We start from the raw sequence: 18,894 nt of genomic DNA on the forward strand, positions 1-18,894 counted from the left end.
GCTGTTGTGCAGGGCAAGGCGCGAGAAGCGTGGTTTGGTCATTCCAAATAAGCTTCGAGCAACGCAGCCCTGCACAACAGCAGGCCCGGCCCTTCGGGTTGTGCCTTAAAGCCGGCCAGTCTGCGTTGCAGGCCTTGGAAAGGGAACAACCATTCCCAGCGGCCTGCGCCTTGCCTGGCTGGCTTTAAGGCGACAACGCGGTGTGAAAACTAATTGAGAACGCCCCCTAGGGTTGTCAGGCGCGGGGAGCGAGGTTCAAACTGCGGCCCTTGTCGCAGGCTTTGGCCTGCGCCTCTTCTATCTATAAGCAGGCGACTGCGGACACCGTCGAACGCCTGCGTGTTGACCATTCATTCAGGGATCCGGACATGGAACTGGTTGTAAAAAGCGTTAGCCCAGAAACGTTGAAAACCGCCACCCTGGTGGTTGCTGTCGGCGAAGGCCGCAAACTCGGCGTCGCCGCCAAACAAGTCGACGAACTGAGCGGTGGTGCAATCAGCGCCGTCCTCAAGCGTGGCGATCTGTCCGGCAAAGTCGGTCAAAGCCTGCTGCTGCACAGCCTGCCGAACCTCAAAGCCGAGCGCGTGCTGCTGGTCGGCGTGGGCAAGGAAGAAGAGCTGGGCGACCGTCCGTTCCGCAAAATCGTTGCCGGCATTCTCAATACCCTGAAAAGCCTGAACGGCAGTGACGCCGTGCTGGCGCTGGATGAAGTTATTGTTAAAAACCGCGATAGCTACGGCAAAACCCGCCTGCTGGCGGAAACCCTGGTGGACGGCGAATACACCTTCGACCAGTTCAAGAGCCAGAAAGCCGAACCGCGCGCCCTGAAAAAAATCACCCTGCTGACCATCAAGGCTGCCCAAGCTGAAGTGCAGCGCGCCGTGAACCACGCTACTGCGATCGCCAACGGCATGGCCTTCACCCGCGATCTGGGCAACCTGCCCCCGAACATCTGCCACCCGACCTTCCTCGGCGAACAAGCCAAGAATCTGGGCAAAGAGTTCAAGGATCTGAAAGTCGAAGTCCTCGACGAAAAGAAAATCAAATCCCTCGGTATGGGTTCGTTCTACGCCGTCGGCCAGGGCAGCGAGCAACCGCCGCGCCTGATCGTCATGCAATACAACGGCGGCAAGAAATCCGAGAAGCCGTACGCACTGGTCGGTAAAGGCATCACCTTCGACACGGGTGGTATCAGCCTGAAACCAGGCGCCGGCATGGACGAAATGAAGTACGACATGGGCGGCGCGGCCTCCGTGTTCGGTACCCTGCGTGCCGTGCTTGAACTGAAACTGCCGATCAACCTGGTGTGCATCCTCGCCTGCGCCGAGAACATGCCTAGCGGCAACGCGACCCGTCCGGGCGATATCGTCACCACCATGAGCGGCCAGACCGTGGAAATCCTCAACACTGACGCCGAAGGCCGTCTGGTGCTGTGCGATGCGCTGACCTACTCCGAGCGCTTCAAGCCACAAGCAGTGATCGACATCGCCACCCTGACCGGCGCTTGCGTCGTTGCCTTGGGCGCTCACACCTCGGGCCTGCTGGGTAACAACGACGAACTGATCGACCAGTTGCTCAGCGCCGGTAAAGCCGCTGATGACCGTGCCTGGCAATTGCCGCTGTTCGACGAATACCAGGAGCAACTGGACAGCCCGTTCGCCGACATCGCCAACATTGGCGGGCCGAAAGCCGGCACCATCACGGCTGCATGCTTCCTGTCGCGCTTCACCAAGAACCTCAACTGGGCGCACCTGGACATCGCGGGCACCGCATGGACCAGCGGCGGCAAGGACAAGGGCGCCACTGGCCGTCCAGTACCGTTGCTGACCCAGTACCTGCTGGATCGTGCCAAAGCCTGAACCCGCTGATGGGCGGCGTCACTTTCGGGTGACGCCGCCTGCTGCTCTGGAACCGCAATGACCAAAGTCGACTTCTATATCCTGCCCAGCGCCGATCCGTCGGCTCGCCTGGACTTTGCCTGCAAGCTCACCGAGAAAGCCTGGCGCATGGGGCACCGCATCTACCTGCATTGCAGCGATGCAGCTCAGCGCGACGATCTCGATGCGCGCCTGTGGGCATTCAAGGGCGAAACGTTCGTGCCGCATGGCCCTGCCGACAGTGAGCCGGACGGTTGGATCGTTTTGGGCCTGGGTGACGACTGCGGTCAGCATCAGGATTTACTGGTCAATCTCGACCTGAAAGTCCCGGCCTTCGCCAGCAAATTCGCCCGGGTGGCGGAAGTGGTGGTGGAGGATCCGACGATTCGGGCGGCCGCGCGGGAGAGTTTCCGTTTCTACCGCGAACAGGGCTATCCTCTGCAAGATCACCGTTTACAGCGACTCTGAGCATTCCAATGGACACTCCGAAACCGCAGCAAAAGTCCGCACACCTGCTGGACGATCTCGAATCGATCCGCCAGCTGCTCGGCGATGACAACCTGCAACCGCCACTGTTGACCGATACGGTCGACGACGGTGAGCAGGAACAGATTCCGATGTTGTTTGATTCGGTAGGCAACGAGCCGGCCGCTGTCGAACCACCCCCCGCGCCAGCCCCGACACCTGCCGCGCAACCAGCGGCACCTGTGAATAAAGGTCCGGACGCTCTGCTCCACCTCGACAGCGAACTGCGCGCCGCCGCGCAATTGATCATGCAAGACGTGATCGACGACTTCGCTCCGCACATCGAAACCGAAATCAAACGCCGCCTCGATGCACGCATGGAACGCCTACTCGCCGCAGCTACGAGCGGCAAGCTTTAAGCTGCAAGCCAGAGCTAAAACAAACCTGCCACTCTCTTCTTGCAGCTTGTGGCTTGTAGCTTGCAGCTGTCCCCGCGGCTATACTCGTCGGCTTTTCCTGAATTAATGCCAATAGGGTCCCGCCGCGCATGGATAAGACCTACCAGCCGCACGCCATTGAAACTTCCTGGTACAACACCTGGGAGTCCGAGAACTACTTCGCCCCGCAAGGCGCGGGCGACTCCTACACCATCATGATCCCGCCGCCGAACGTCACCGGCAGCCTGCACATGGGTCACGGTTTCAACAACGCGATCATGGACGCCCTGATCCGTTTCCGCCGCATGCAGGGTCGCAACACCCTGTGGCAGCCGGGTACCGACCACGCCGGTATCGCCACGCAGATGCTGGTGGAGCGTCAACTCGAGGCCCAAGGCCAGAATCGCCATGATCTGGGCCGCGAAAAATTCCTCGAGAAAGTCTGGGAATGGAAGGATCAGTCCGGCGGCAACATCAGCCGTCAGATCCGCCGCCTCGGCTCGTCCGTTGACTGGAGCCGCGAACGCTTCACCATGGACGACGGCCTCTCGGAAGCGGTTAAAGAAGCCTTCGTGCGCCTGCACGAAGACGGTCTGATCTATCGCGGCAAGCGTCTGGTCAACTGGGATACCAAACTGCACACGGCGATTTCCGACCTCGAAGTGGAAAACCACGACGAGAAGGGTTTCCTGTGGAACCTGAAATACCCGCTGGCCGACGGCGCGAAAACCGCTGAAGGCAACGACTTCCTGATCGTCGCGACCACCCGTCCGGAAACCATGCTCGGCGACTCCGCCGTTGCGGTGAACCCGAACGATGAGCGCTACCAAGCCCTGATCGGCAAATTCGTCGAGCTGCCACTGGTTGGCCGCCGCATCCCGATCATCGCCGACGATTACTGCGATCCTGAATTCGGCACCGGCTGCGTGAAAATCACCCCGGCCCACGATTTCAACGACTACGAAGTCGGCAAGCGTCACAACCTGCCGTTGCTGAACATCTTCGACAAGAACGCCAACGTGCTGCCGGCAGCGCAGGTGTTCAACCTCGACGGTACGCTGAACGACAGCATCGACGGCAAGATCCCGGCTGAATACGCCGGCCTCGAGCGTTTCGAAGCGCGCAAGCAGATCGTTGCCGCATTCGATGCCGCCGGCCTGTTGGTCAGCGTCAACGACCACGGCCTGAAAGTGCCGAAGGGCGACCGCTCCGGCACCATCATCGAGCCATGGCTGACCGACCAGTGGTACGTGTCGACCAAACCGCTGGCCGAGCCGGCGATTGCTGCCGTTGAAGACGGTCGCATTCAGTTTGTGCCGAAGCAGTACGAAAACATGTACTTCTCGTGGATGCGCGACATCCAGGACTGGTGCATCAGCCGTCAGCTGTGGTGGGGTCACCGGATTCCGGCCTGGTACGACGAGTCGGGCAAAGTCTACGTCGGTCGCGACGAAGCCGAAGTGCGTGCCAAGCACAACCTCGGCCCCGACGTTGCGCTGCAACAGGACAACGACGTACTCGACACCTGGTTCAGTTCCGGCCTGTGGACGTTCTCCACCCTGGGCTGGCCTGAGCAGACCGAGTTCCTGAAGAAATTCCACTCCACCGACGTACTGGTGACGGGCTTCGACATCATTTTCTTCTGGGTTGCCCGGATGATCATGCTGACCATGCACCTGATCAAGAACGAGGACGGCACCCCGCAGGTGCCGTTCAAGACCGTTTATGTGCACGGTCTGGTGCGCGATGGCCAGGGCCAGAAGATGTCCAAGTCCAAGGGCAACGTCCTTGACCCGCTGGACATCATCGACGGTATCGAGCTGGAAGAACTGGTGCAGAAACGCACCTCGGGTCTGATGCAGCCGAAACTGGCGAAGAAGATCGAGAAGCAGACCCGCGACGAGTTCGCCGACGGCATCGCCAGCTACGGCACCGACGCCCTGCGCTTCACCTTCTGCTCGCTGGCTTCGACCGGGCGCGACATCAAGTTCGACATGGGCCGCGTTGAAGGCTATCGAAACTTCTGCAACAAGATCTGGAACGCCGCGCGTTACGTTCTGGACAAGGGCGAAGACTGCGGCCAGAACGGCGAAGCCTACGAGCTGTCGCTGGCGGACCGCTGGATCATCTCGCAGTTGCAACGCACCGAAGCCGAAGTGACCCGTCAATTGGATCAATTCCGTTTCGACCTCGCTGCACAAGCGCTGTACGAGTTCATCTGGAACCAATACTGCGACTGGTATCTGGAACTGTCCAAGCCTGTGCTGTGGGACGAGAACGCGCCGGTTGAACGTCAGCGCGGTACTCGCCGTACGCTGGTTCGCGTACTGGAAGTGGCGTTGCGTCTGGCGCATCCGTTCATGCCGTTCATCACTGAAGAAATCTGGCAGCGCATTGCGCCGCTGGCCGGCATTCAGGGCAAGACGATCATGCTGCAAGCGTGGCCAGTGGCCAACGAAGAGCGCATTGATCCGGCCGCCGAAGACGATATCGAATGGCTCAAGGAACTGATGCTCGGCACGCGTAACATCCGTGGCGAAATGAACATCGGCCCGGGCAAGCCACTGCCGATCTACCTGAAGAACGTCAGCGCTGAAGACCAGCGCCGTCTGACCGAAAACGAAGCGCTGCTGAAGAAGCTGGCGCGTCTGGAATCGATCACCGTTCTGGCGGCTGGCGAAGAAGCACCGTTGTCCGCTACCGCGCTGGTTGGCGAGATGGAAGTGCTGGTGCCGATGGCCGGCCTGATCGACAAGGGCGCTGAGCTCGCGCGTCTGGACAAGGAAATCCTGCGTCTGCAGGGTGAAGTCCAGCGCGTTGGTGGCAAACTGTCCAACGCCGGTTTCGTTGACAAGGCCCCGGCTGAAGTCATCGAAAAGGAACGCGCCAAACTGGCCGAGGCTGAACAAGCCTTGGGCAAACTGGCCGAGCAGCACGCGCGGATTGCCAGCCTGTAACGGCAAAACGCAATGAAAAAGGGAGGCCCAGGTGGTCTCCCTTTTTTATTCCTGATCACCACGAATCCCCTGTGGGAGCGAGCCTGCTCGCGAAAGCGGTGGGTCAGTCGACAAATCTGCCGGATGTGAAACCGCCTTCGCGAGCAGGCTCGCTCCCACAGTTTGAACGGTGTTGCCTTGAGATGTGGGACAATACCCGCCACTTTCAGCCATACCCGAATCGACCACGCCCATGAACGCCCCCCGCACACCCAAACCTGCGCGCAAAAAGCCTGACTCCGCGACCCCGGCCAAAGCCGTTGAGCCGCGTGAAAAGGCCAGCCTGCACCCGCGCAATCGCCATCAGGGTCGTTACGACTTCCCGGCGCTGATCAAGACCACGCCGGAACTGGCGAAGTTCGTGATCACCAACCCGTACGGCAAGGAAAGCATCGACTTCGCCAGCCCCGATGCGGTGCGCGTGTTCAACCGGGCGCTGCTCAAGTCGTTTTATGGCATCCAGCATTGGGACATCCCGGCGGATTACCTCTGTCCACCGGTGCCGGGCCGTGCCGATTACGTGCACTTCCTCGCGGATTTGCTGGCGAGCATGAACGACGGCAAGGTCCCGCGCGGCGCGATCGTCAACGTATTGGATATCGGCATGGGCGCCAACTGCGTGTATCCGCTGATCGGTAACAGCGAATACCGCTGGCACTTCCTCGGTTCGGAGATCGACCCGACGGCCGTAGCTGCCGCCAAAGCCATCGTTCAGTCAAACGACCTGAACAAGGTGATCCAGCTGCGCCAGCAGGAAAACCGCAAGCACATCCTGATCGGTCTGCTGGAACCGGGTGAGCGCTTTGACCTGACCATGTGCAACCCCCCGTTCCACGCTTCGATGGATGAAGCGACCAAGGGCAGCGAGCGCAAATGGCGCGCACTGGGCAAGGCCGACCCGAAACGCAAACTGCCAGTGCTGAACTTCGGTGGCCAGTCGGCTGAGCTGTGGTGTGAAGGTGGCGAGGCACGTTTCGTGACGCAACTGATCGCCGAGAGCGCGAACTTCCAGCATAAAGTGCTGTGGTTCAGCACATTAGTGTCGAAAGCTTCGAACCTGCCAGCCATCGAAACCGCGCTGAAAAAAGCCGGCGTGCTGGAAAGCCAGGTCGTCGAGATGTCTCAGGGCCAGAAGCAGAGCCGCTTTGTGGCCTGGACTTTCCAGACCAAGTCCGAGCAGCAGATCTGGCGCCGCGAGCGCTGGGTACGCTAACGCACCACAGATTCACCTGTGGGAGCGAGCCTGCTCGCGAAAGCGGTATGTCAGTCGGTATTGAAGGTGACTGATCCAACGCTTCGCGAGCAGGTTCGCTCCCACATTGGTTTCAATGTGCAGCGCCAAATCGCAGACACAAAAAAACCGTGCCCGGATCGCTCCGGTGCACGGTTTTTTATTACTGCGTCTTACTTGTTCACAGCGTCGGTCAGGCCTTTGGCCACAACCAGCTTGATCACTTTCTTTGCAGGGATTTCGATGGCAGCGCCAGTCGAAGGGTTACGGCCAGTGCGGGCAGGACGCTCGGTCACTTTCAGCTTGCCGATACCTGGCAAGGTGATTTCGCCGCCGTTTTCCAGCTGATCGGCAACGATTTGGCCCAGTTGGTCCAGAGCGTTACGCGCGGTGGTTTTCGGCGCGTCGATAGCTTCAGCGATGTCGGCGATCAGTTGGTCTTTAGTAAGAGCCATGTAGTGTTCCTTCCCTATCAAATTCATATGGATTGCAGAGTGCAGTGTCAGCCATCGAGCCCGATCTTCTGGATCTGGCACCCTCGGCGATAACCACGACGAGTCGGGTTATAGATACCGAAATCAGGGTTTGGTTCGACCTGACAAATGCTGATTGCACGCTTAACGCAGTGACTTCGCGTAAGACCGGGCAAAACTAGCACAGAGCCGGGGAAATATCCGCCTCTAGCTACCCATTTGGTCAGCTTTATTGCGCTAAATCGGTAAAAAACTGCATAAGCGCCAGTGCGCGCCCCGGTTTTGCCCTACAACCCGCGCCAAAACCAGTGGTTGCGGTACACTGGGCGCTTTTTCGGGGGAGCCTGCCCTCCTCCCTTCCAACAGCCGAGAAGCCCATGCCGATCCGTCATTGCATCGTCCACCTGATCGACAAAAAACCCGACGGCACGCCCGCAGTTCTGCACGCCCGTGACACGGAACTGGCCGAGTCTGCAGCCATCGAAAACATGCTCGCCGACCTCAACGAGAGCTATAACGCCAAACAGGGCAAAGCCTGGGGCCTGTTTCATCCGGAATCCGGTGCGTTCCCGTTCAGCGGCTGGCTGAAGGAATACATGGAAGGCGGCAAGGACTTCACCGCGTTCAGCAAGGTCGCGGTCGAGCACCTGCAGAAGCTGATGGAAGAATCGAACCTGTCGGTCGGCGGCCATGTGCTGTTCGCCCACTATCAGCAAGGCATGACCGACTACCTGGCCATCGCCCTGCTGCACCACAGCGAAGGCGTGGCGGTGACCGATGAGCTGGACGTGACCCCATCGCGCCACCTCGACCTCGGCCAACTGCACCTGGCGGCGCGTATCAACGTCTCCGAGTGGCAGAACAACAAGCAGTCCAAGCAGTACATCTCGTTCATCAAGGGCAAGAACGGCAAGAAGGTTTCGGAATACTTCCGCGACTTCATCGGCTGCCAGGAAGGCGTCGACGGCCCGGGCGAGACGCGCACGCTGCTCAAGGCGTTCAGTGACTTCGTCGAGAGCGAAGACCTGCCCGAAGAGTCCGCTCGCGAGAAGACCAAAACCCTGGTCGATTACGCCAGCAGCCAGGCCAAACTCGGCGAACCGATGGGCCTCGAAGAGTTGTCGGAGCTGATCGACGAAGAACGCCCGAAAGCCTTTTACGATCACATTCGCAACAAGGACTACGGCCTGTCGCCAGAGATTCCGGCGGACAAACGCACCCTGAATCAATTCCGCCGCTTCACCGGCCGCGCCGAAGGCCTGTCGATCAGCTTTGAAGCGCACCTGCTGGGCTCGAAGATCGAATACGACGAAGAGGCTGGCACCCTGGTGATCAAAGGCCTGCCAACGTCGCTCACCGATCAGCTGAAGCGGCGTAACTGATGCTCGGCAACGTGCTGAAGAAGGTCGCGCTGGTTTTGCTGGTGGTCGTGGTTTATCAGAACTGGGGCAAGATCGAGCGGGTGTTCAACCCCTCACAGATGGTTGCAGAGCAGACGCGCGCGCAGGCTAACGTCGTGCTCTACGCCACCGACTGGTGCGGCTACTGCAAGCAGACCAAACGCTTTCTCGACAGCAAGGGGATTCCCTTCAAGGAATTCGATATCGAGAAGGATGCCGAGGCACGCAAGGCGTATGAGGCATTGGGGGGGCGCGGGATTCCGCTGATCGACGTTAACGGCACGTTGATTCGCGGGTTTGACCCGGACGAGATTCTCGCCGCTCTGAAATAACAGCAAGATCAAAAGATCGCAGCCTGCGGCAGCTCCTACATAAGATTTGTGTAGGAGCTGCCGCAGGCTGCGATCTTTTGCTTTTACCTGGCCTCGATGCGGAAACCGAAACGCGGGAAGTGCACATGCACCACGCCGCCACGCTCGTCTTCGCGACGAATGATCAACTCTTCGCGACCGGCAAACAGCAACTCACCCACCACCGGATCAACCCCGTAATCCGTCGCGGCGATCGCCACCTGCTGCCCGGCCTTGAACCCATTCGGATCCACGAACTGCTCATCCGGCAATGCCGCCGGTGTCGCGTTGCGTGCAATCTCAAGCGCCTCTTCCGACGTCATCGCACTGGCTGCGCCATGGCCAAAGCCCAGCACTCGTCCCAACCAGGCCGAAACTGCCGGATACTCATCCACCAGTGGAGCCGTGACATGCGTAGCCTTGAGGAACCACAGCGGATGCGCCAGCGCGAAGTCGGCAATCGACGGTTCGCCGAACAGGAAGTCGCCCTGCTCGCGCTGCAACTGCTGCTCCAGACGCGCCATGATCGTCGGCCATTGATGCTTGGCCTGTTCGGCAGACAAACGCGTGGCGCTGCCACCACTGAACAGACCGGCACGGTCGGCAATAAAAGCCTTGATCGCTTCCGGCGGCAGCTTGGCGAAACGCACCGCCACCGATTCCGGCTGAAACACCAGGCTCACCGCATGTTGAAACACCACCGAGTCAGCCCACGTGGCAAAACTGGCGGCGGTGAATTCCTGGCCCTCGGGAAAGAACGCCGGCAACGCCTTTTCCTGCTCCAGGCGCCGCGCGATTAACGATGTGTCGCAATAGATGTCAGCACCGATCTGCAATACAGGTGTCTTGCGGTAGCCACCCGTCAGCGCGGTGAGATCCGGTTTCGGCATCACCGGCGAGATGTGCACCGAGCGCCACGACAAGCCTTTGAAGCCCAGCAGCAGGCGGGCCTTCTCGGCAAATGGGGAGGTCGGGTAATGATGCAGAATCAACTCGGACATGCTCGGCTCCGCCGCTCAGATAGTGAGCTGGCAGCTTAGCGTGCATTTGCTTAGCAGCCTACAGATCTGCCTGATGGGAACCAATCAGTCAGATTGATAAGACGCAACCAGACATTCCTTGGCGCTCTTCCTGAGTTTTTTGATCAAGCGTTCCTGACGCAGCGCATCGCTTTTGTCGCGGCACAGCTCGGTGTAGACCAGCGCCATCGCAGGGCTGGAGAGGAAGAACCGCGCGCCTTTGCCGCTTTGATGCTTGGCGAAACGGCGCACCGGATCATCGCTGATCCCGCAGTACAACGAACCATTGGCGGCGCGAACGAGGTAGACGAACCAGGACTTGCTCACCGGTTCGGCGACATCGACAGATTTTTCGCTAAGACTGGTCACTTCGGGATCAAGACGTGTAGGAAACAGGCGGCGATCTTATCAGCGACCGGCCTGAAATGCCTTCAGTCCCTTCAATGCCTGTGCACGCACGGCGTTGCGCACCAACGGCGTCCAGCCCAGCAGCAGGCCCTTGAAACCCAGCGCCTGACGCGACCAGCGCCACAGGTCGAAGTGATCGTGGTGCTCGCAGATCTTGCCGTCACGGAACACGAAGCGGGCCTGGATATCGTTGACCACGACGTTGCCGGTCTGGCTGAACAGGTAGGTCGCGACCCAATGCGCGCCGCCGCTGCGCTCATCGGCGCGGACATTGTCGAAGGTCAGCGAGAAATCCTTGGCGCGGGTGGTGAGCATGCGCCACATGTCGCCGGCATCGCGCCCGCGCAGTTCGCCGAAGGCCGGGTCGCTGAACACTACGTCATCGGTGTAGCAGGCGGCCATGGCTTCGGCGTCCAGGCGCTGGAAGGCCTGGTAGAAGCGGGTGATCAACGCGGCGTGGGCTTCGCTCATGGGCAATCTCCAAGATAGGTACAGATTGCCAGCACGATAATCTGCAATGCGCAGAAACACTATCGGCATTCGCACACCGAATACCTGCAGCACGCAAAACCCATGTGGGAGCGAGCCTGCTCGCGAAAGCGGCGTGTCAGTCGACACAGATATTGAATGTAAAATCGCCTTCGCGAGCAGGCTCGCTCCCGCATTTAAAATCAGTGCATTCAGATCTTCTCGCTTTGCACTTGCACGTACAGCGCGCGCCCGGCACCGAGGCCAGCAATGATCGCACCTGTGCCAATAATCCCGAAGATCCAGCCCACGGCATTCCAGCCGCCGGTCCAGTCATGCACCACGCCGACTGCGAACGGCCCCATCGACGCCAGCGTGTAACCGAAACCCTGGGACATGCTCGACAGGTTCGCCGCGACATGGGAATCGCGCGAGCGCAGCACAATCAACGTCAACGCCAGACTGAACGTACCGCCCTGCCCCAGACCCAGCAAAATCGCCCAGCCCCACAGGCCTTCGATCGGCGCGTACAGGCAGCCGAACAGACCGCCAAGGGTCAGCGCCATGACCACGACAATTGCCAGACGCTGATCCTTGCCACGGGTCGCCAGCCAAGGCGCGGCCAACGAGCTGGCAAGTTGAATGATCACCGAACCGGACAACACCAGACCGGCCTGAGTTGGCGTCAGGCCGCGACCAATCAGGATCGACGGCAACCAGCCGAAGACGATGTAGGCCAGCGACGATTGCAGGCCCATGTACAAGGTCACCTGCCAGGCCAGCGGATCACGCAGCAGGCCGCGCACGCGATAGGCGACGTTGTGCGCGCCATGTTTCTGCCCGACTTGCGGCAGCCAGAACACCGCTGCAACCAACGCCGGAATCACCCAGAAGCCCAGGCCCATCGCCCAGCTGTGACCGAAGTGTTCACTCAACGGCACGCTGGAACCGGCCGCCATCGCTGCGCCCAGACACAGCGCCATGGTGTAGACGCCGGTCATGGTGCCGGCGTGTTTGGCGAAGTCGCGCTTGACGATCCCCGGCAGCAGCACGCCGATGATGCCGATGCTCGCACCGCCCAATACGCTGCCGGCGAACAGGCCGATTTCACCGAAGTTGCTGCGCAGAATAATCCCGCCGGCGAGCGCCAGCAGAATCCCCAGCACCACCCGTTCAGCGCCAAAACGCCGCGCCAGAATCGGTGCCAGCGGCGCAAACAAACCGAGGCACAACACCGGCAACGTGGTCAGCAAACCGGCCTGAGCCGCCGATAAACCGAGACTTTTCGACACGTCGCTGAGCAGCGGCGCCATGCTCGATAGCGCTGGACGCAAATTCAGCGCCACCAGAATCAGCCCCAGCAACAACAGCCACGGGCGCTTCACCAGCGGATGGCTTTGTTGCACCTGCTCGTCGTCAGCCTCGGCGTCGATCAGCAGCTCTTCAAGTTCTGCCGTACGTTTCGGGGTTGTGGATATCTCACTGCGGGACATGGTTTTCTCGGTTTCAAGGTTCATTGATCAACTGCCTCGACAAGGCTTTGGCCCGTTCCGGGTCGCGTTGCTCGACCGCATCAAGCAACTCGATGTGCAGGTCGAACACTTCCTGACGGCGCGGGACGATGTTCAGGGTCTGGCGCAATTGCGCGCCGACGATGCTGGAGAAATAGCGATACAACTCGCTGAGGGTCGGGTTGTGCGCGGCGTCGACCAGACGGCGGTGGAACACCAGATCGCAGGCGATGTAGGTGTCGAGATCGCCGTGGTAGTGGCTGCCGCTGGTGCCAAGAGCTTCGCGCAATGCGACGAGGTCTTCGTCGGTACGACGTAACGCCGCAAGGCCGATGGCCTCGACTTCGAGGATGTGGCGGGTTTCCCGCGCCTGTTCCAGCGAGCATTGCGACAGCGCTTTCAGGGTATCCATCGGATCGATCACTGCGCGCAGGTAACTGCCGTCGCCCTGACGAATCTCGATCAGCCCGGAAAACGCCAGCACGCGCATGGCCTCGCGCACGGTATTGCGGCTGATGCCCAGTTCGGCGCACAGCTCGGGTTCGGTCGGCAAACGCTCGCCGACCTGCCAGGCGCCGCTGTTGATGCGCTGACGAAGTTGATCCAAGGCCTGATCGACCAAAGATCGCTTAATGAGTGGAGAAATGTCTGACATAGGATTCGCCCTTTCATCCAATCATAGGATGAATTTTCTGACATGTTAGTCAGACCCGTGTAGGACGGCAACTACCTAGGGTCAATCGGAGACACATGAAGCGGTATTTTCGATTAGTCAAAATTACCCTTTAAGGGTAATTTCAGGGACAGGGTTTTGGTTTCTTATGGAAAAGAACACACCCCATTACGACTTGGCGGTGATCAAGGCGGATGTCAGGCGACTTGGCTGGAGGGCTTTCGCGCACACGGCAAGAAAAACCGGCACTGCACTCAAACTCACTCTCGAAGAGATGCAAGAAATCGTTCTCAAACTGCAGCGCAGCATGTTGTACAAATCGATGACGACTTTTGACGATCACCGTATGTGGCAAGACGTCTATCACATCCAATCACATGGTTTGGAGATTTACATCAAGGTGTCATATCACTACGACAGGCGCCCACCCGTGATCTCTTTCAAGGAGAACCATTCATGAATACGCAGCAGTGTGTCAGTTGCGGCGCTCCGGAAGGCATGGTGCATTTCAAGGGTCGAGGCGAAACCCTGAGCGCCAAGGGAATGGAGCGTCGGATCGACGATTTGTCGGGCTGGGAGTGCCAGAAGTGCGGTGAGGTCGAATTGGACGATGAGTGCGGGCAGCGGTATTCCGACGCATGCGATGAACTCGTTATCGCCTGTAGAAAAATGGTCGGTGACGAAATGAAAAAGATCCGTCGCAAACTGCACCTGACGCAAAAGGAAACGGTGCAATTGCTTTCAGGGGGCGGGCACAACGCATTTTCACGATACGAACGCGGCGAGATACTTCCGCCGAAAGCATTGATGCTGCTCATGCGTCTGCTGGATCGCTATCCACACTTGCTTGCCGACGCGAGAGTCTTGGCCGAAGGGGCTGATTTAAGAGGCGCTTTCAAGTTCACTGAGCACAAAGAACAAGAACCTCTCACCGCCTCCTGACCCACAAAAAATCAAACCCGGCACAAGGCCGGGTTTGATTCACACACAAACCATCAATGCAAAATCTGACTCAAGAACAACTTTGTCCGCTCGTTCTGCGGATTATCGAAGAAGTCATTCGGCGCCGCCTGCTCAACGATCTCACCCTTGTCCATGAAGATCACGCGATTGGCCACGGTACGGGCAAAGCCCATTTCGTGGGTCACGCAAAGCATGGTCATGCCGTCTTCAGCCAGACCGATCATGGTGTCGAGTACTTCCTTCACCATCTCCGGATCGAGCGCTGAAGTCGGTTCGTCGAACAGCATGATTTTCGGTTTCATGCACAGGGCGCGAGCAATCGCCACACGCTGCTGCTGACCACCGGACAGTTGTCCCGGGAATTTGTGCGCCTGCTCCGGAATGCGTACGCGTTCCAGATAATGCATGGCGATTTCCTCGGCCTTGCGCTTGGGCATCTTGCGTACCCACATTGGTGCCAGGGTGCAGTTCTGCAAAATGGTCAGGTGCGGGAACAGGTTGAAGTGCTGGAACACCATGCCGACTTCACGGCGGATCGCTTCGATCTGCTTGAGGTCGTTGGTCAGTTCCACGCCATCAACGACGATGCGGCCCTGCTGATGTTCTTCCAGACGATTGAGGCAACGAATCGTCGTCGATTTACCGGAACCCGACGGGCCGCACAGGACGATACGCTCGCCCTGTTTGACGTTGAGGTTGATGTCTTTCAGCACGTGGAACTGGCCGTACCACTTGTTGACGCCCTGCATCTGAATAATGCCTTCAGGACCTGCAGGCTTTTTGATTGCTTCGCTCATTTACAGAGAACTCCTAACGCTTGTGGCCAGTGTCGAGCTTGCGTTCCAGATGCATGGAATAGCGCGACATACCAAAACAGAAAATCCAGAACACCAGGGCGGCGAACACGTAGCCTTCGGTGGCCATGCCCAGCCATTTCGGATCGGCAGCGGCTTGCTTGACGCTGTTGAGCAGGTCAAACAGGCCGATGATGATCACAAGGCTGGTGTCCTTGAACAGCGCAATGAAGGTGTTGACGATGCCGGGAATGACCAGCTTCAGGGCTTGCGGCAGGATCACCAGGCCCATCGAGCGCCAGTAACCGAGGCCCATCGCTGCAGCTGCTTCGTACTGACCTTTGGGGATCGCTTGCAGACCACCGCGCACCACTTCGGCGACATAGGCCGACTGGAACAGGATCACGCCGATCAGTGCCCGCAGCAGTTTGTCGAAGTTCATGCCTTCCGGCAGGAACAGCGGCAGCATCACCGAAGACATGAACAGCACCGTGATCAACGGCACGCCGCGCCAGAATTCGATAAAGGTCACGCAGACCACACGAATCGCCGGCATGTTCGAACGTCGACCCAGCGCCAGCACAATCCCCAGCGGCAACGCACCGGCAATACCGACTGTGGCGATCACCAGAGTCAGCATCAGGCCGCCCCACTGGCTGGTCGCCACGTTGGTCAGGCCGAAACCGCCGTGCAACAGGGTGAAAGCAATGATCGGGTAAAGCACCAGGAAGCTCAGCCCGTAGATCGCTTTACGCGGCACACGCGAGATGAACAATGGCGCTGCACCGATCACCGCCAGCCACACGGTCAGGTCGACACGCCAGCGCAGTTCCGTCGGGTAGTAGCCGTACATGAACTGGCCGAAACGCTGCTGAATGAACACCCAGCAGGCGCCTTCCTTGGTGCAGTCGGCGCGGGTGGTGCCGACCCAGTTGGCATCGACAATCGCCCAGCTGAGGATCGGCGGCACCACGAGGTAGATCAGGTAGAACGCAAACAGCGTCAGCAGGGTGTTGAGCCAGCTGGAGAACATGTTCGCGCGCATCCACGCCACCACGCCGATGCTGCTGTTCGGTGGGGGCATGTCAGGTTTGAAAGTATGAGTACTCATGCGCTTTTCCTTACCGCTCGATCAGCGCAATGCGCTTGTTGTACCAGTTCATCAGCAGGGAAATGCTGATACTGATCGCCAGGTACACGCTCATGGTGATGGCAATCACCTCGATCGCCTGGCCGGTCTGGTTAAGCACCGTGCCCGCGAACAGCGACACCATTTCCGGATAACCGATACCGGCCGCCAGCGAAGAGTTTTTCGCCAGGTTCAGGTATTGGCTGGTCAGCGGCGGAATGATCACGCGCAGGGCTTGCGGAATGATCACCTTGCGCAGGGTCGGACCGTTGCGCAGGCCGAGGGAACGCGCCGCCTCAGTCTGGCCATGGCTGACCGACTTGATCCCCGAACGCACGATCTCGGCGATGAACGCCGCGGTGTACACGGTCAGGGCCAGGGTCAAGGCAAGCAGTTCCGGGATCAGCACCCAGCCGCCAACAAAGTTGAAGCCTTTGAGCTCGGGCATTTCCCAATGCAGCGGTGCGCCGAAGATCAATGCGCACAACGCCGGGATCACCAGCAGAATCGCCAGCCCCACCCAGAACTTGTGAAACGGTACGCCGGTTTCTTCAAAGCGCTTGTTGGCCCAGCGCGTCATCAGCACGATGCCGACAATGGCCACCACGATGCTGAGCACGAACGCCCAGAAACCATCAGCCGCCAGCGCGGCTGGCATGTTCAGGCCACGGCTGCTGACGAAGAAGGTGTCGCCGAAATTATGGCTGTTGCGCGGCCCCGGCATGGTCAGGAATACCGCGAAGTACCAGAACAGAATCTGCAGCAGCGGCGGAATGTTGCGGAACACTTCCACATACACCGTCGCCAGTTTGCTGATGATCCAGTTCTGCGACAGCCGCGCTACACCGATGATGAAACCGAGAATCGTCGCCAGAATCACGCCGATCACCGTCACCAACAGGGTATTGAGAAGACCGATGACAAAGACGCGGGCATAGCTGTCCGCTTCGGTGTAGTCGATCAGGTGTTGAGCGATGCCGAAACCGGCACTGCGCTCCAGAAAGCCAAAACCGGAGGTAATGCCCCGGTGCTGAAGGTTGGTTTGCGTATTGTCGAACAAGTACCAGCCCAGCGAGACCACCGCCACAACGGTGATGATCTGGAATAGCCACGCACGCACTCGTGGATCGCTGAGGCTGAGCCTCTGCTTTGGTGCGCCGATTGAATTTTGCATGAAGTGCCCCGGAAGAAATGGAACAAGAACATCACCCGGCGGTTGGCCCGCCGGGTGATAGAACCATTAGCGCACTGGTGGTGCGTACTGAATGCCGCCGTTGTTCCACAGGGCGTTCAAGCCGCGGTCGATTTCCAGCGGAGTGCTCTTGCCGAGGTTTTTCTCGAAGATTTCACCGTAGTTGCCGACTTGTTTGACGATCTGCACAACCCAGTCTTTCGGCAGTTTCAGGTCTTTGCCGTACTCGCCGTCAGCGCCGAGCATACGGGCGACGTCCGGGTTCTTGGTCGACTTGGCTTCAGCTTCGACGTTCTTCGAAGTGATGCCGGCTTCTTCGGTGTTGAGCAGCGCGTAGCCAACCCAACGCACGATCGCCAGCCACTCGTCGTCGCCGTTACGTACGACCGGGCCCAGCGGTTCTTTGGAAATGGTTTCCGGCAGAACCACGTAGTCCTTCGGCGAGGCCAGCTTGGAGCGCTGGGCGAACAGCTGGGACTTGTCGGAGGTCAGCACGTCGCAACGACCGGATTCCAGCGATTTGGCGCTTTCATCGGAGGTGTCGAAAGTGATCGGGGTGTATTTCAGACCGTTGCCACGGAAGTAGTCGGAAACGTTCAGCTCGGTGGTGGTACCGGCCTGGATGCAGATAGTTGCACCGTCCAGCTCTTTGGCACTCTTCACGCCCAGCTTGTTGTTCACCAGGAAGCCGATGCCGTCGTAGTAGGTAATGAAGCCCGGGAATTTCAGGCCCATGCCCGCGTCACGCGAACTGGTCATGGTGGTGTTACGCGACAGGATGTCGATCTCGCCCGATTGCAGCGCGGTGAAGCGCTCCTTGGCGTTCAACTGACTGAATTTGACCTTGGTCGCGTCGCCGAATACGGCAGCGGCCACAGCGCGGCAGACGTCAGCATCAATCCCGAGGATCTTGCCGGTCGCGTCCGGAACCGAGAAGCCCGGCAGACCGTCGCTCACGCCACACTGCACGAAACCTTTCTTTTGCACTGCATCCAGGGTTGCACCCGCCTGAGCGAACCCGCTGACACCGAGTACTGTTGCTGCAGTCACGATGGCCAGGGTGGATTTCAACATCTTCATTCAAACCTCCAGTTTTGCTCTTGTTGTGTCGGAGCTTGAGTCCAGTCGCACCCTTTTGAGGCGTTGTTGACCCGTGTTGGCTTTTTTTGGGGTCAACCGACGTAAGACCTTCGCTATGAGTCTAGTAGGAGAAAATCCACATAATGGACAACTCACTTCTCACCAATCGGCCGAACGGGCTGTAGCCCTTTCACGTTCGCTGCGCCCGTAGCGGCCATTGGCGAACATCCATCACCGGATTCTTTGCCATCCCGTCGCGGGTCGTACACTGATAGTGTTACCGCCACGCGTAGGACGTTTCGTACAAAACCTTCCATAGCAAAGCCCGTACCACACCTGTCGCGGAATCGATTCGGCGACAGGTCAAGAGCAAAACTTGTACCCTTGCGACATCTTCTTAACGGATCAACCGGGCGCGCACTCGAATC

19 protein-coding genes are annotated in these 18,894 nt (G+C 59.1%); 9 read left to right on the plus strand and 10 right to left on the minus strand.

The genetic code is table 11. The features are described from left to right. Positions 1-368 precede the first annotated feature (368 nt). From ACI514_RS20240 to rlmF, 5 genes are all read left to right on the plus strand, one after another. A complete protein-coding gene (locus ACI514_RS20240) occupies positions 369-1,859 on the plus strand; it encodes a leucyl aminopeptidase (protein ID WP_160056061.1) in 1,491 nt (496 codons plus the stop codon). A gap of 57 nt (positions 1,860-1,916) precedes the next feature. Further along, positions 1,917-2,345 carry a DNA polymerase III subunit chi gene (locus ACI514_RS20245; RefSeq protein ID WP_160056059.1) on the plus strand — a complete coding sequence of 143 codons (429 nt, stop codon included), beginning with the start codon at positions 1,917-1,919 and terminating at the stop codon, positions 2,343-2,345. 8 nt (positions 2,346-2,353) lie between these two features. Continuing rightward, a complete protein-coding gene (locus ACI514_RS20250; protein WP_160056057.1) occupies positions 2,354-2,761 on the plus strand; it encodes a DNA polymerase III subunit chi in 408 nt (135 codons plus the stop codon). Between the two features lie 128 nt (positions 2,762-2,889). Then, positions 2,890-5,736, plus strand: a complete 2,847-nt coding sequence (locus ACI514_RS20255) for a valine--tRNA ligase (protein ID WP_160056055.1) — start codon at positions 2,890-2,892, stop codon at positions 5,734-5,736. 232 nt (positions 5,737-5,968) lie between these two features. Beyond that, a complete protein-coding gene (gene rlmF / locus ACI514_RS20260) occupies positions 5,969-6,988 on the plus strand; it encodes a 23S rRNA (adenine(1618)-N(6))-methyltransferase RlmF (RefSeq protein WP_160056044.1) in 1,020 nt (339 codons plus the stop codon). Positions 6,989-7,179: 191 nt separating this feature from the next. Here the strand turns inward: rlmF and ACI514_RS20265 are convergent, their stop codons facing one another. Further along, positions 7,180-7,461, minus strand: coding sequence for an HU family DNA-binding protein (locus tag ACI514_RS20265; protein WP_003221909.1), 282 nt, complete (start codon positions 7,459-7,461; stop codon positions 7,180-7,182). Positions 7,462-7,856: 395 nt separating this feature from the next. On the opposite strand from ACI514_RS20265, the gene yejK reads away from it, so the two are divergent. After that, positions 7,857-8,861 carry a nucleoid-associated protein YejK gene (yejK, locus tag ACI514_RS20270; protein ID WP_007909053.1) on the plus strand — a complete coding sequence of 335 codons (1,005 nt, stop codon included), beginning with the start codon at positions 7,857-7,859 and terminating at the stop codon, positions 8,859-8,861. After that, positions 8,861-9,211, plus strand: a complete 351-nt coding sequence (locus ACI514_RS20275) for a glutaredoxin family protein (protein ID WP_034154584.1) — start codon at positions 8,861-8,863, stop codon at positions 9,209-9,211. Before yejK ends, ACI514_RS20275 begins: the two co-directional genes overlap by 1 nt. Positions 9,212-9,294: 83 nt before the next feature. On the opposite strand, the gene ACI514_RS20280 is transcribed toward ACI514_RS20275, so the two are convergent. The 5 genes from ACI514_RS20280 to ACI514_RS20300 all read right to left on the minus strand — a co-directional run bounded on the left by ACI514_RS20280 (position 9,295) and on the right by ACI514_RS20300 (position 13,290). Then, entirely contained in the window at positions 9,295-10,230 is a 936-nt protein-coding gene (locus tag ACI514_RS20280) for a glutathione S-transferase family protein (RefSeq protein WP_160056042.1), read from the minus strand. Positions 10,231-10,314: 84 nt separating this feature from the next. Then, on the minus strand, positions 10,315-10,617 hold the full coding sequence (locus ACI514_RS20285; RefSeq protein ID WP_008083651.1) for a GIY-YIG nuclease family protein: 303 nt from the start codon (positions 10,615-10,617) through the stop codon (positions 10,315-10,317). Positions 10,618-10,656: 39 nt separating this feature from the next. Then, complete coding sequence (locus ACI514_RS20290) at positions 10,657-11,127, minus strand: nuclear transport factor 2 family protein (RefSeq protein ID WP_007909058.1); 471 nt, start codon at positions 11,125-11,127, stop codon at positions 10,657-10,659. 209 nt (positions 11,128-11,336) lie between these two features. After that, a complete protein-coding gene (locus ACI514_RS20295) occupies positions 11,337-12,641 on the minus strand; it encodes a CynX/NimT family MFS transporter (protein ID WP_160056040.1) in 1,305 nt (434 codons plus the stop codon). Then, on the minus strand, positions 12,631-13,290 hold the full coding sequence (locus ACI514_RS20300) for a FadR/GntR family transcriptional regulator (protein WP_160056038.1): 660 nt from the start codon (positions 13,288-13,290) through the stop codon (positions 12,631-12,633). Before ACI514_RS20300 ends, ACI514_RS20295 begins: the two co-directional genes overlap by 11 nt. Positions 13,291-13,456: 166 nt before the next feature. On the opposite strand from ACI514_RS20300, the gene ACI514_RS20305 reads away from it, so the two are divergent. Both ACI514_RS20305 and ACI514_RS20310 read left to right on the plus strand, forming a co-directional pair. Then, the gene (locus ACI514_RS20305; RefSeq protein WP_160056036.1) at positions 13,457-13,768 is read left to right on the plus strand and encodes a type II toxin-antitoxin system MqsR family toxin; all 312 of its coding nucleotides are present in this window, start codon (positions 13,457-13,459) and stop codon (positions 13,766-13,768) included. Next, entirely contained in the window at positions 13,765-14,250 is a 486-nt protein-coding gene (locus ACI514_RS20310; RefSeq protein ID WP_160056034.1) for a type II TA system antitoxin MqsA family protein, read from the plus strand. The genes ACI514_RS20305 and ACI514_RS20310 overlap by 4 nt, the downstream gene beginning before the upstream one ends. 53 nt (positions 14,251-14,303) lie before the next feature. Here the strand turns inward: ACI514_RS20310 and ACI514_RS20315 are convergent, their stop codons facing one another. The 4 genes from ACI514_RS20315 to ACI514_RS20330 all read right to left on the minus strand — a co-directional run bounded on the left by ACI514_RS20315 (position 14,304) and on the right by ACI514_RS20330 (position 18,466). Further along, positions 14,304-15,068 (minus strand): amino acid ABC transporter ATP-binding protein, encoded by a 765-nt coding sequence (locus tag ACI514_RS20315; RefSeq protein WP_038357653.1) that lies wholly within the window; start codon positions 15,066-15,068, stop codon positions 14,304-14,306. A 13-nt stretch (positions 15,069-15,081) separates the two neighbouring features. After that, complete coding sequence (locus ACI514_RS20320; protein ID WP_095112603.1) at positions 15,082-16,176, minus strand: amino acid ABC transporter permease; 1,095 nt, start codon at positions 16,174-16,176, stop codon at positions 15,082-15,084. A gap of 10 nt (positions 16,177-16,186) precedes the next feature. Further along, positions 16,187-17,368 (minus strand): amino acid ABC transporter permease, encoded by a 1,182-nt coding sequence (locus ACI514_RS20325; RefSeq protein WP_160056032.1) that lies wholly within the window; start codon positions 17,366-17,368, stop codon positions 16,187-16,189. Positions 17,369-17,434: 66 nt separating this feature from the next. After that, positions 17,435-18,466, minus strand: coding sequence for an amino acid ABC transporter substrate-binding protein (locus tag ACI514_RS20330; RefSeq protein ID WP_007914328.1), 1,032 nt, complete (start codon positions 18,464-18,466; stop codon positions 17,435-17,437). Positions 18,467-18,894: the final 428 nt, after the last annotated feature.

It is taken from the genome of Pseudomonas sp. M20 (genome assembly GCF_045037865.1).
Taxonomy (GTDB): Bacteria; Pseudomonadota; Gammaproteobacteria; order Pseudomonadales; family Pseudomonadaceae; genus Aquipseudomonas.